The sequence below is a fragment of the Parvularcula lutaonensis genome (assembly GCF_014651915.1).
Taxonomy (GTDB): domain Bacteria; phylum Pseudomonadota; class Alphaproteobacteria; order Caulobacterales; family Parvularculaceae; genus Parvularcula; species Parvularcula lutaonensis.
This window is the reverse complement of record NZ_BMXU01000001.1, coordinates 828407-841039: the sequence shown is the minus strand read 5'-3', so window position 1 is coordinate 841039 and position 12633 is coordinate 828407. Positions and strand designations below refer to the sequence as shown.

Sequence of the window (12633 nt, the reverse complement as noted above, 5' to 3'; positions counted from 1 at the left end):
TCCTCTAGAGGGCTGGCAGACGAATTTCTGGAGGTCTCCGATGCCCATCAAAGAGTCGAAATACATCTGGCGGAACGGCAAGATGGTCCCCTGGGCGGAGGCCACCACCCACGTGATGACCCATGGCCTTCTCTATGGCACCTGCGCCTTCGAGGGCATTCGTGCCTATGAGACCCACAAGGGCACCTGCATCTTCCGCAACGATGCCCATGCCGAACGTCTCGTCTACTCCGCCAAGATCTATGGCATCGGCGTCGAGTTCTCGAAGGAAGAGATCATGGAAGCCTGCCGCGCCACCGTGCGGGAGAACGGGCTCAGCTCGGCTTACCTCCGCGTGAACGCCTATCTCGGCTATGGCGAGATGTCGCCGTCAGCCACCGGCTGTCCGAACGAGCTGGATGTCATCGCCTTTGCCTTCGGCCGCTATCTCGGCGCCGAAGCGATCGAGAACGGTATCGATGTTGCCGTCACCTCCTGGCGCCGCTCCGCACCCGGAACGATCCCGGCGGGCGTGAAGATGGCCGGCAACTACCTCTCCAGCCGCCTCATCACCACCGAAGCCAAAGCACGGGGCTGCGTCGAAGGCATCGGTCTCAGCCATTCGGGCATGGTCTCCGAAGGTGCGGGCGAGAACCTCTTCATGGTCAAGGACGGCAAGATCATCACGCCGCCGACGGCGGCCTCGATCCTTGTCGGCATCACCCGCGATTCGGTCATCACCATGGCGAGGGACATGGGCTACGAGCTGGTCGAGCAGGACATCGCCCGCGAGGCGCTCTACGGTGCGGACGAGCTGTTCTTCACCGGCACGGCGGCAGAGATCACGCCGATCAAGACCCTCGATGGGATCGCGATCGGTGAACAAGGAAACAAGCCGGTCACCAAGGCCCTGCAGAATGCCTTCTTCGGCCTCTTCAACGGCGAGACCGAAGACAAGTACGGCTGGCTCGACCCGGTCGAAGGCTGATGAACATGGCCGCGTTCAGAGGGCTCATTGCGGCGCTCGGCGCGGCTTTCACGCTCTTTTTCCTCATCTATGTCCTGCCGCCAGCGCTCGAAAGCGGCGATATTGTCGGCGCGTTCGCGGCAGGATTCGTGAACCCGTTCGCTGCGGGCTACTCGCTCGATACGATAATCTGTGGTCTGATCCTGATCGTCTGGATCCTCTATGAACGATCGAGCCTGGGGATCAGGCATGGCTGGGTCTTCATTCCTGTCGCCTTCGTTCCCGGCGTTGCAACCGCGTTCGCTGGATACCTCCTCCTGAGAATGGCACAGCTTGAGAAAGGCGGCGGCACATGAGCCGCAGAGCCTGCCTGGTGATCGGCGCCGGTGACGACACCGGCGCTGCGGTCGGGCGCGCCTTCGCAAGAGAAGGGCTGACGAGCTGTCTCGTGCGTCGTCCTCGGCATAAGGATGATCTTGAGAAACTGGCGAAGTCGATCCGCGACGAGGGCCATGACGCCCTCGCCATGCCTGCGGATGCGCGGGACGAAGACGAGGTCATCGCTCTCATCGGCAGGATCGAGCGCGAGGTCGGGCCGATAGAGGTTGCGGTCTTCAATATCGGTGCGAACGTCAATTTCCCGATCACCGCCACGACATCGCGGGTTTATCGCAAGGTGTGGGAAATGGCGGCCTTCGCCGGGTTCCTTATGGGCCGTGAAGTCGCCAAGCGCCAGATGGAGCGGGGGCGCGGGACGATCATCTTCACCGGTGCCACGGCCTCCGTGCGCGGAGGGAAAGGCTACTCGGCATTCGCGGGAGCCAAGCACGCGCTCCGGGCGCTCGCGCAGTCCATGGCGCGGGAGCTGGGCCCCGAGGGCATCCATGTCGCGCATGTCATCGTCGATGGCATGATCGATTCTAGGTTCATCCGCGAGAACGTGCCCGATGCCGACGAGCGCCGCGCTGATGACCGGCTGCTGAACCCCGACCATATCGCACGGAACTATGTCATGCTGCACAAGCAGCCGCGTGATTCCTGGACGCATGAGCTCGACCTTCGTCCGTGGAAGGAGAATTGGTGATGACCCCTGAGTTTCTCTATGATTACGGAAGCCCGAACGCCTATCTCGCCTGGCGGGTCCTGCCGGAGATCGAGGCGCGGACGGATGTCGTCTTCAGGCGCACCCCGGTCCTGCTGGGAGGAATCTTCAAGGAGACCGGCAACCAGTCACCGTTTTACCGCTTCGGCCCGGTGAAGGGACGCATGGAATACGAGATGCTGGAAATGCGGCGCTTCATGAAGAAGCACAAGATCACCGACTTCCAGATGAACCACAACTTCCCGCAGAACTCGCTGCTGATGATGCGCGGTGCCGTCGCCGCCCATGAAACCGGGCAGGGCGAAGCCTATGACCGGGCCTGTTTCCGCGGCATGTGGGAAGAGAACCTGCAGATGGACAATGTCGACGTCTTCACCGACCGCCTCGACAAGGAAGGCCTGCGCGGCTCGGCGATCCTTCAAAAGGCGCAGTCGCCCGAGGTGAAGGCGAAGCTCGCGGAGATGACCAATGCCGCTGTGACGCGCGGGGTGTTCGGCCTGCCGAGCTTCTTCGTCGGAGACGAGCTGTTTTTCGGCAAGGACCGGCTGGGCGATGTCGAACTCGAGATCCTTCGCCAGAAGAACGCCTGATCCTTGACCCCCGAACTCCTGCTCCTGATCGCGGACCGCGCGGGGACGTTCGTCTTCGCGCTGTCAGGTGGCGTCGCTGCTGTCCGGCTGCGCATGGATCTTTTCGGGGTCATCATGCTTTCCTTCCTGCCTGCTGTGGGGGGAGGGACGCTGCGGGACTTGCTGCTGGACCAGCCTGTGTTCTGGCTGGAGGACACCGTGGTGCTTGCGTTTGCTGCGGCCGGTGGCTTGGTGGCCTTCTTTGCCGCGAACGCCGTCGATGCCTGGAAGCCGCTGCGCTGGGCCGATGCCCTTGGGCTGGCGCTTTTCGCGGTCACGGGCGCGGCCAAGGCGGCGGAGCTCGGCTATGGGATCGTCATAGTACTGGTCATGGGGACGATCACGGCGACTTTCGGGGGGCTTCTGCGCGACGTTGTCGCCAACCGCGAGCCACTGATCTTCAAGGAAGACATCTACGCAACCGCAGCGCTTTTTGGCGCATTGGTCTATGCCTTGATGGCCATGTCCCCGGCGACCGAAGCCTTGGCCTTCGCGGCAGGGGGCGGGGCGGCGTTCCTCCTCCGCGGCGCGGCCATTCTCTTCAAATTGTCCTTACCCAAACCAAGGCCCTGAAAAGGCTGTGACGTAGCGCTTTTCGCTCACGGCTGGCTGCGGGTGTCATTGGCAGTTCCCCCAAGCCAGGTCGAGAAGCAGCGTGCCGAGAACCAGGGAGGCAGAACGATGGCCAGGTCACGCTGCATCCTCGTCGCTGCCCTGGCGCGGCGCAGACCGAGGAGGCTCTAAGGGCAGATTAGCGTCTCCTCACCGGGCAGCGATGGCTGCCCGCCAGGCGGCATCGACCAGCGCTTGCGTATCCCCCATACGCGCGCCCGCCGCCAGCGTCGCCTCGCCCCGTGGATCGGCGGCGAGGCGCGCGAACTCTTCGAGAAGCAGGATCACATGGCTCTTCGGCGCAGGTGTCTCGATATAAAGGCGGTCATGCCGCGCCATCCTCCCCTTACGGAGAGTGTAGCCCGAGGGAATGTCCGGGTGCGGTGCAAGGAGGTGGCCGCGCTCGAAATCATGGACGAAATCGTCCATGGACAGGATGCCTTCACTGCCGACGAGGATCAGGTCCTGGCTGAATGCGCCTGCCCGGAACCCGCAATCGAAAGAGGCGCGGGTGCCGTCCTCGAAATCGAGGAGGGCGGTGACGGCGGTCAGCGCGTCGCCCTCCCACGTGCCGCGGGCCTCGGCGCTGGCGAGAGCGCCTCGCGGTTCGAGAAGCTCGATGACGGCGCGGCAGCAATACCAGCCAAGGTCGCCAAGCGCGCCCTGCGGTTCGAGCTCGGTGTCAAAGCGGATGTTCTCCGGCCCGCCGACATGGGCGTGGAAGACCGAGAACAGGCTCTGTGGCGTGCCGATGTCCTTCGCCTTCCGCTTGCGGATGGTGTGGGTGCGCGGGTTGTGAGTGAAGTGGGTGGCATCCATCACGGCAACGCCCATGGCCTTCGCTGCCTCGGCAAGCTTCTGCGCCGATGAGTCGCTGGCGAGCGGCTTCTCCACGAGGACGTGCTTGCCTGCTTCAATGGCGGCGAGGGCGATCCCTTCCTTCGCGGAGGTGGGCGTTGCGATGTAGACCGCCTCCACCGAAGGAAGGGCGAGGAGGGCATGGGTGCCTTCCACGGCCTCGGCACGGCCGAAATCAGCCGCGAAGGCTTCGGCGGTCGCCTTCGAACGGCTGGCCACGGCGACGATCTCGACAGCATCGGTCATGCCCATCGCTGCCGCGTGCTGCCTTGCAATCTTGCCGGTTCCGACAATGCCGATCCTCAGTGCCATGGTTCCTCGCGTTCCTGCCGCGCTCCTACCTATGGACACGTCGGCGTAAAATGCCCACATCCCGGGGTGTCAGGTGGCCAGGCGACCGCGGGGCGCGAGCCTCGAGGAAAGTCCGGGCTCCATGGCGGCAGGGTGCCGGGTAACGCCCGGCCAGCGCGAGCTGCGGGAAAGCGCCACAGAGAACAACCGCCCCCCTTGGCGGGGGGTAAGGGTGAAAAGGTGCGGTAAAAGCGCACCGCCGGGCCAGCAATGGCGCGGGCATAGGCAAGCCCCACCCGGAGCAAGACCGAATAGGGACGGCGCGTGGCAACACAGGTCCGCCGCCAGGCTGAGCCGTCCGGGTTGGTTGCAGGAGCGCCCTCGCAAGAGGACGCCCGAGATGAATGGTCGTCCAGCGGGCCGTGAGGCCCCCGACAGAACCCGGCTTACCGGCCGCCTGACGCCTCTTTCCACAATGTCCGAGCTGTATTCTCTCAGCTATTTCAGATGGCTGAGCGAGCATTCATGGCTCATTAACGAGTTTTGCACATCTGCGATGTGCCGTTGTTTCCCAACTCAGCCCATGTTAGCCCATCTGAAACCATTGAGGGCCGAAGAATTGGCCCGGAAAGCTCCGTAGACCGGACAGGGACCGGGGCTCTGAGGGCAGAACGCACGCGAAGAGGACAATGGCTGCATGAGCGCTGGCGAGGGACAGGTCGTTGAGCGTCAGGGGACGCGCCGTGCTGCCCGCTTTTCGGGGCGCTTTGATGGCAAGCTCGACTCCAAGGGCCGCATCGTCGTGCCCGCAGATTTTCGTCAGATCCTCGGCGCACCGCAGATCCATGTTTTCCAGTCGCTGACGGAGCCGGTCATCCAGTGCGGTCCCGCGAGCCTGATGGACGACCTGCTGGAGGCGGTGGCCGGGCAGGACGTTTATGACGAGGACCGCTGGGCCCTCGAGGACGAGATCACCGGCGGGGTCCAACCCCTGCCGATCGATGACACCGGGCGGACGTCGCTGCCGAAGGACTTCCGGGAATTCGCCAAGCTCGAAGGGCCAATCGCCTTTGCGGGGCGTGGCTGGCACTTCATTCTTGCGACGAAGGCCTATCTCGACGATCGCCGTGCGAGGGCGCGGGAGGCCGCGGACCGCAATCGCGACACGCTCCGGGCGCGGATGCTCCCTTCTGTGCAAGCGGGGAGGAAGCCATGAGCGAGGCTCCCCACGTCCCCGTCATGCTGCCGGAGGTCCTCGCGGCGCTGAAGCCCGGCAAGGGCCAGGTCATTGCGGACGGCACGTTCGGTGCAGGCGGCTACACCTCTGCGATCCTCGATAGCGGCGCCAGAGTGCTGGCTTTCGACCGCGATCTCACCGCGATCGAGGCGGGGCGCGAGCGCTTTGCGGGCCATGACAGGCTTGTCCTGATCCACCGGTCCTTCGACACCCTGTCGGAGGAAGCGGCGATCCATGCGCCTGACGGCCTCGACGGCGCGGTGTTCGACCTCGGTGTCTCGTCGATGCAACTCGACCAGTCAGAGCGCGGATTTTCCTTCATGCGCGACGGCCCGCTCGACATGCGGATGGGTGACGGCGTGTCGGCCGAGAAGGTGATCGCCGAACTCGACCAGAACGATCTCAAGACGATCCTTTGGCAATATGGCGAGGAGCGCCGGGCAGGGCAGCTCGCCGCGGCGATCGTCCGTGCGCGGGAGAAGGCGCCGATCACCACGACCGGTCAGCTTGCAGCCCTCGCGGGTCCGCAGCGCCCGAAGGACAAGATCCATCCGGCGACGCGCATGTTCCAGGCGATACGGATTTTCGTTAATGACGAACTTGGCCAGCTGGTCCGTGCCCTGATGGCGGCGGAACGCTCGCTGAAACCGGGGGGGCGGCTGGTCGTCGTGACCTTCCACTCCCTCGAAGACCGTATCGTGAAGAAGTTCCTGGCCATCGCTTCGGGGAACGAAGGCACGGGTTCGCGCCACCTGCCGGAGGTTCGCCGCGCGGCGCCGAGCTTCATCCTCGAGAATAAAAAAGCCCTCGCCGCCAGCGAGGCCGAGGCTGCCGAGAACCCGCGGGCCCGCTCCGCCAAGCTGCGCGCCGCCATCCGCACCGATGCCGATCCGACTCTTTGGGCCCGAGACCGTCTTCAGTCCCTCGGGGCGCCGTCACTCGTCTTTTCCGACCTCCAAGAACGCTGGAGCCAGCATCGATGATCCGTCTTCTGTCTTTTGCAGCCCTTGCCGCGATCCTCACCGGTTCGGCCATCTTCCGCCTCTCTGCAGAGCACCAGGTCCGCATGGAGGCTCGCGCTATCGCCAAGCTCGAGCGGCAGGAGGCGCAGCTCCAGGCGGAGATCGACCGGCTCCAGTTCGAGGTGGAAGTTCTGGAATCCGCACCGCGACTCAATGAACTTAGTCAGGGTCGTCTTCCTTTGGCGCCGGGCAGCGGGCGCCAGCTGGCAGATGGAGACGTGTTGCTTGATGTCATCGATCCCGCTGCGAGGATGGAGAACCGTCCGTGAGCACCCTGTCCCCCGGGCGCTTCGAAGTTGATGTCGTTTTCGATGAGTTGGCCGCGCGTCGAGGTGGCCCGAAGATCGACCCTGCGAAGCAGCGCGAAAGCATTCGCCGCCGACTGATCATGTGCGGCGCCGGCCTCGCGGCCGCGTTCGCCATTCTCGGCCTGCGCACCACGCAGCTCGCCCTCGACACTCCGCCGCCGGTTTACAAGCCGGAAATCGTTGCCGCGGACCAGGGCCCCGCGCGTCTCCTCGACCGCGAGGGGCGTGCGCTGGCGCTGACGGTGAAGGGCTTCGGCCTTGCGATCGACGGCAAGGAGGTCTGGGACCCCGCCGAGGCGGCTGCGGGCATTGCCAGGATCTTCCCGCATGTCGATCCGATCAAGCTGAGCCTCAAGCTCGAAGCCAAGCAGCGCGTCGTCATTGACCGTGTGATCTCGGAGAAACAGCGCGAGCAGGTGCTGGCGCTGGGCCTGCCGGGGGTGACCTTCCCGGAGGAGGACATCCGTGCCTATCCGCAGGGACGGCTCTTCAGCCACGTGGTCGGCTACCAGATCCCCGGCCGTGGCGGCGTGACAGGGCTCGAGGCGGCCGTATCCTCGCAGGAGCTGACCGGCCTTCAGAAGACCACGCTGCACATCGCCGCGCAGGCAATCCTGTTGGGCGAGCTCGCCCGCGCGCAGGAGCAGTTCGGCGCCAAGGCGGCATGGGGCGTCCTGATGGACGCGCGCGACGGCTCGGTGGTCGCGATGGTCAGCCTGCCTGACTTCGACCCCAACGTGCCCGGTGCCAGCCCCGCCGCTGCGCGCCGGAACCGCACGGTTTCCGACACTTACGAGATGGGTTCGGCCTTCAAGGCGGTGACGATCGCATTGGCGATGGAGCAGGGCCTCGTCGATCTCGACACCCCCGTTGACGTGACTTCGCCGCTCCAGGTCGGGGACTGGGCCATCGAGGACTATTCCGAGAAGGGCAATGTCCTGACGGTCGAGGAAATCCTCGCCTACAGCTCGAATATCGGCACGGCGCAGCTCGCCCTTCTCATGGGAAAGGACGGCTTTACCGACGCGCTCGACAGGTTCGGCCTGCGCGAGCGGATGTCGACGACACTGCCAGAGAGCCGCAGCCCGCTCCTGCCCCAGCAGTGGGGGCCGGCCGAGCTTGCGACGGTCTCCTATGGCCACGGGATCGCGGTCTCGCCGCTGCAGCTGACGGCAGCCTTTGCCGCGCTGGTCAATGGTGGCAGGCGAGTCACGCCGCGTTTTCTCGCAAGCGACCCAGTGGATGGTGAGCGGCTTCTTTCGCCTGAGGTCAGCCTTGCGATGCGCAAGGCCCTCCGCACTTCTGTCACCAAGGGCACGGGCGGGAAGGCCGAAGCGCCGGGTTTTTACGTGATCGGCAAGACCGCCACGGCGGACAAACCGGGGGTTGGCGGCTATGATGACAATGGCCCGCTGGTCTCCAGCTTCATCGGCGCGTTCCCCGGCTACGACCCGCAATATGTCCTGCTGGTCTCGCTCGATGAGCCGCAGGGCACGCCGGAGACCTATGGCTTCGCGACGGCCGGCTGGACCGCTGCGCCTGCTTTCAAACGGACTGTTGAACGCCTCGCACCGGTTCTGGGAATCTTTCCTGCGCGTGACGATGTAGCCGCGGACGGGTTTCTGACTGTATTGGAAGGTGCAGGACAGGAGCCGACGCCTCAGGGAGGCGGGAGCGCTTCCGAAGGCGAGGCACGATGAAGCTTCAGGACATGACGGCACTGGCGCGCAGGCTGCCAGAGGTCGACATCAAGGGCATCACCGCTGACAGCCGGGCCGTCAAGCCGGGCTGGCTGTTCGCCGCGCTGCCCGGCACCAAGGTCGACGGCCGCGCGTTCATCCCGCAGGCCATCGAGAATGGCGCGGTCGCCGTGCTGGCAAAGCCCGGTACCGAGGCCCCCGTGCCCGTGGTGGAGAGCGAAGCGCCGCGCCTGACACTGGCGCAGCTCGCCATGGTGTTCCATCCGGGCCAGCCGCGGGTCATCGCGGGGATCACCGGAACCAACGGAAAGACCTCCGTCGCCCGTTTTGCGAGCCAGCTCTGGAGCCTTCTCGGGCACAGGGCGGGGAGCCTTGGAACCCTGGGTGCCATCGCGCCGGGCTTCGACTACCGGCTGAAGCACACGACGCCGGACCCGGTGGAAATCCATCAGGTCCTCCATAACATGACCACGGTCGGCACGACCCACCTTGCCATGGAGGTGTCGAGCCACGGTCTCGCGCAGTACCGCGCGGATGGCGTCAATATCGGCCTTGCGGCCTTCACGAACCTGACGCGCGATCATTTCGACTATCACGAGACCTTCGAGGATTACTACGCCGCCAAGCGCCGGCTGTTCACCCAGCTCCTGCCACGCGGCTGCCCCGTCGTGATCAATACGGACGGTCCGTTTGCGGACCGGGCTGCCGATGACGCCGAGAAGGCCGGTCGGCGCGCCGTCACCGTGGGCCGGAAAGGCGAGCTTCTGAGGCTCGAAAGCGTCCGAGCGACGGCCACCGGCCTTCGCGTCGAGATCACGGCTGAAGGCAAGGGCTACGACCTGCACCTGCCCCTGGTCGGCAGTTTCCAGGCCGACAACGCGCTGGTGGCGGCTGGCTTGGTGATCGAGAGCGGGCACCCCGCGGCGCTCGTGCTGCCGAAGCTGGAGCAGATTTCCGCGGCGCCCGGACGGATGGAGCTTGCAGCCGTGCGCAAGATGCGCGGCGGCGAGGCCGGCATCTATGTCGATTACGCGCACACGCCAGCGGCGGTCGAAACCGTGCTCCAAGCGATCCGTCCGCACACGGCTGGCGACATTCATATCGTGCTCGGCGCAGGCGGTGACCGCGACGCCGCCAAGCGGCCCCAGATGGGTGCCGCTGCCGCGAAGGGCGCGCAACATGTCGTCGTGACCGACGACAATCCGCGCACAGAAGACCCGAAGTTGATCCGCGAGCAGGTTGCTGCCGGCGCCCCCGGCGCGCTCGTCATCGGCGACCGCCGCGAAGCCATCCACGCCGCCGCCAGGCGCCTCAAGCCGGGCGATACGCTGGTCATCGCCGGCAAGGGCCATGAGCGCGGCCAGACCATCGGGGAGGTGACCTATCCCTTCAACGACATCGAGGTGGCGCAGGAAGCCGCAAGGCAGCCGGGCGTAGCCGCATGACAGCGCAATACCTCTGGCTCGCCTACCAGGCCGCTGCCGCGACCAAGGGCACATTGAAGAACGGCGATGGGTGGGCTGCGAGCGGCCTTTCCATCGACACGCGCAGCCTCGAGCCCGGCAATCTTTTCGTCGCCCTCACGGCCGAACGGGACGGGCATGATTTCGTGGCGCAGGCCTTCGAGAAAGGCGCGGCCGCAGCGCTTGTCTCCCGAGAGGTCAAGGGGGCGGGACCGCAGCTCGTCGTTCCGGACACCCTCCGCGCAGTCGAAGCGCTCGCGCAAGCCGCCCGGGACCGCAGCTTCGCGCCGCTGGTCGGCGTCACCGGCTCCGCGGGCAAGACCACGACGAAGGAGATGCTCCGCTACGCCCTGGCGCCCCTTGGGAAGGTCCACGCGGCAGAGAAAAGCTTCAACAACCACATCGGAGTCCCGCTGACGCTGGCCGAGCTGCCGCCAAGCGCGAAGGCAGGCGTCTTCGAAATGGGGATGAACCATGCGGGCGAGATCCGTGGCCTGACCACTCTCGTGAAGCCGCATCTCGCGCTTATCACGACGATCGCGGAAGCACATATCGAGTTCCTCGGCTCCATGGAGGCGATTGCCGATGCCAAGGCGGAGATTGCCGAGGGTGTGCGTCCGGGCGGCGCGATGATCCTGCCTGCCGACAGCCCCTACTACGAGCGGCTGGCCAAGCGCTGCCGCGAAGCAGGCGTGGGCGATCTCCTCTCCTTCGGCACGACGGGCAAGGCGGCGAAGCTGTTCCGGGCCGAGGAGGGCGAAGAGGGCCTGCATATCGAGGCCGAGATCCTCGGCAAACGCATCAGCTTCCTGATGGCCGCATCAGGCATCCACATGGCATCCAACGCCCTGGCGGCGCTCCTCGCCGCCGCGCGCACCGGGGTCGATGCCCAGGATGCCGCTGACGCCCTCGCGGCCTTCCGCATGGGAGCGGGAAGGGGCGAGCGCTATCAGCTTGAAATCGACGGCAAGACAATCACCGTTCTCGACGAGAGCTACAACGCCAATCCTGCTTCGATGCGGGCTGCGCTATCGGTGCTCAAGGCCATGCCGGGCCGGAAAGTGGCCGTGCTGGGTGAGATGAAAGAGCTCGGCGAAGGCTCCGCCGGTTTCCATGCGGATCTGGCCGCCCCCGCTTCCGATGCCGCTGATATCGTGCACACCGCCGGCGCCATGATGGAGCACCTGCGCAACGCCCTGCCGAAGGAAAAGCGCGGCGTGCATGAGGAGAAAGCCACTGATCTCGTTCAGCCTTTGTTAGTTAATCTCAATGAAGGCGATACAGTACTTTTCAAGGGATCGAACGCCTCTAGGGTCGGCGCCCTCGTGGGGGAACTCCTGAAGGCGGGTCATAGGCGGTAATGCTCTACCATTTGCTCGTTCCGTTGGCGGACGAATATCAGATCTTCAACCTGTTCCGATACATCACCTTCCGGGTGGGCGGCGCCATCATGACCGCGCTGCTGATCGCGTTCATCTTCGGTCCGGGTCTCATCAACTGGATGCGGGTGAAGCAGGGCAAGGGCCAGCCGATCCGCAAGGACGGACCGCAAAGCCATATCGTCGAGAAAGCCGGCACGCCGACGATGGGCGGGCTCCTCATCCTCGTCGCGCTGGTGATTTCGACCCTGCTCTGGGCGCGGCTCGACAATGCCTATGTGTGGATCGTCATGGGCGTGACCCTCGGCTTCGGGCTGCTCGGTTTCTATGACGACTTTCTGAAGGTTCGTAAGCAGAGCGCCGACGGTGTGGTGGGCTCCATGAAGCTCCTGTTCCAGTTTGCCATCGCCTTCGTTGCGGGCGCGGCATCGGTCGCCGTGTTGAAGAGCAGCGCGGGCGCCGATGTCGACATTGCGACGGGCCTCGCCATTCCGTTCTGGGGCGCAATCCTGCCGCTTGGCCTCCTGATCTTCCCCTTCGCGGCCGTGGTGATCGTGGGCTCGTCCAATGCGGTCAACCTCACGGATGGTCTTGATGGCCTGGCCATCGTGCCGGTGATGATCGCCGCGGGTAGTTTCGGCATCATCAGCTATCTGACCGGTCGCGCGGACTATGCGGAGTATCTCGGCATCACCTACGTTCCGGGGGCGGGAGAGCTGGCCATCATCTGCGCCGCCGTGATCGGCGCGGGGCTCGGCTTCCTCTGGTTCAATGCGCCGCCCGCCATGATCTTCATGGGCGACACCGGCTCGCTCGCCCTTGGCGGAACGCTTGGCGCGATTGCGGTGGCCATCAAGCATGAAATCGTGCTTGCCATTATCGGTGGCCTGTTTGTCGTGGAGGCGCTGTCGGTGATGATCCAGATCGCCAGCTTCAAGCTGACCGGCAAGCGCGTCTTCAAGATGGCTCCGGTGCATCACCACTTCGAACAGCTCGGCTGGAAAGAGCCGACCATCGTGATCCGGTTCTGGATCGTCGCCTTCATCCTGGCCCTGATTGGGCTGAGCACGTTGAAACTGAGGTAGC

General features: G+C 65.0%; 13 protein-coding genes and 1 other RNA gene. 13 read left to right on the top strand and 1 reads right to left on the bottom strand.

From position 1 onward, the window contains the following. The first annotated feature begins 40 nt into the window (after positions 1–40). Genes IE053_RS03965 through IE053_RS03945 form a run of 5 tightly spaced genes read left to right on the top strand, consistent with a single transcriptional unit; the run spans position 41 to position 3250 of the window. Complete coding sequence (locus IE053_RS03965; RefSeq protein WP_189572149.1) at positions 41–967, top strand: branched-chain amino acid transaminase; 927 nt, start codon at positions 41–43, stop codon at positions 965–967. Positions 968–972: 5 nt separating this feature from the next. After that, positions 973–1302, top strand: coding sequence for a DUF2834 domain-containing protein (locus IE053_RS03960; protein ID WP_229786044.1), 330 nt, complete (start codon positions 973–975; stop codon positions 1300–1302). Beyond that, complete coding sequence (locus IE053_RS03955; protein WP_189572143.1) at positions 1299–2030, top strand: SDR family oxidoreductase; 732 nt, start codon at positions 1299–1301, stop codon at positions 2028–2030. Before IE053_RS03960 ends, IE053_RS03955 begins: the two co-directional genes overlap by 4 nt. Next, positions 2030–2638, top strand: a complete 609-nt coding sequence (locus IE053_RS03950) for a 2-hydroxychromene-2-carboxylate isomerase (protein ID WP_189572140.1) — start codon at positions 2030–2032, stop codon at positions 2636–2638. The genes IE053_RS03955 and IE053_RS03950 overlap by 1 nt, the downstream gene beginning before the upstream one ends. A gap of 3 nt (positions 2639–2641) precedes the next feature. Next, on the top strand, positions 2642–3250 hold the full coding sequence (locus tag IE053_RS03945) for a trimeric intracellular cation channel family protein (protein ID WP_229786043.1): 609 nt from the start codon (positions 2642–2644) through the stop codon (positions 3248–3250). A gap of 189 nt (positions 3251–3439) precedes the next feature. Here IE053_RS03945 and IE053_RS03940 read toward each other — a convergent pair whose 3' ends face one another. Continuing rightward, positions 3440–4459, bottom strand: coding sequence for a Gfo/Idh/MocA family protein (locus tag IE053_RS03940; protein WP_229786042.1), 1020 nt, complete (start codon positions 4457–4459; stop codon positions 3440–3442). Between the two features lie 69 nt (positions 4460–4528). Here IE053_RS03940 and rnpB point away from each other — a divergent pair. The 8 genes from rnpB to mraY all read left to right on the top strand — a co-directional run bounded on the left by rnpB (position 4529) and on the right by mraY (position 12632). Further along, positions 4529–4903, top strand: an RNA gene (gene rnpB / locus IE053_RS03935) — RNase P RNA component class A. A gap of 232 nt (positions 4904–5135) precedes the next feature. Further along, positions 5136–5654: a division/cell wall cluster transcriptional repressor MraZ gene (locus tag IE053_RS03930; RefSeq protein ID WP_189572134.1), complete on the top strand. Its 519-nt coding sequence runs from the start codon at positions 5136–5138 to the stop codon at positions 5652–5654. Continuing rightward, positions 5651–6658 carry a 16S rRNA (cytosine(1402)-N(4))-methyltransferase RsmH gene (rsmH, locus tag IE053_RS03925; RefSeq protein ID WP_189572131.1) on the top strand — a complete coding sequence of 336 codons (1008 nt, stop codon included), beginning with the start codon at positions 5651–5653 and terminating at the stop codon, positions 6656–6658. The genes IE053_RS03930 and rsmH overlap by 4 nt, the downstream gene beginning before the upstream one ends. Next, on the top strand, positions 6655–6966 hold the full coding sequence (locus IE053_RS03920; RefSeq protein WP_189572128.1) for an FtsB/FtsL family cell division protein: 312 nt from the start codon (positions 6655–6657) through the stop codon (positions 6964–6966). Before rsmH ends, IE053_RS03920 begins: the two co-directional genes overlap by 4 nt. Beyond that, positions 6963–8705 (top strand): peptidoglycan D,D-transpeptidase FtsI family protein, encoded by a 1743-nt coding sequence (locus tag IE053_RS03915; RefSeq protein WP_189572125.1) that lies wholly within the window; start codon positions 6963–6965, stop codon positions 8703–8705. The genes IE053_RS03920 and IE053_RS03915 overlap by 4 nt, the downstream gene beginning before the upstream one ends. After that, positions 8702–10150: a UDP-N-acetylmuramoyl-L-alanyl-D-glutamate--2,6-diaminopimelate ligase gene (locus tag IE053_RS03910; protein ID WP_229786041.1), complete on the top strand. Its 1449-nt coding sequence runs from the start codon at positions 8702–8704 to the stop codon at positions 10148–10150. The genes IE053_RS03915 and IE053_RS03910 overlap by 4 nt, the downstream gene beginning before the upstream one ends. Further along, positions 10147–11529 (top strand): UDP-N-acetylmuramoyl-tripeptide--D-alanyl-D-alanine ligase, encoded by a 1383-nt coding sequence (locus tag IE053_RS03905; RefSeq protein ID WP_189572122.1) that lies wholly within the window; start codon positions 10147–10149, stop codon positions 11527–11529. Before IE053_RS03910 ends, IE053_RS03905 begins: the two co-directional genes overlap by 4 nt. Next, positions 11529–12632 carry a phospho-N-acetylmuramoyl-pentapeptide-transferase gene (mraY, locus tag IE053_RS03900; protein ID WP_189572119.1) on the top strand — a complete coding sequence of 368 codons (1104 nt, stop codon included), beginning with the start codon at positions 11529–11531 and terminating at the stop codon, positions 12630–12632. The genes IE053_RS03905 and mraY overlap by 1 nt, the downstream gene beginning before the upstream one ends. The last annotated feature ends 1 nt before the right edge of the window (position 12633 follow it).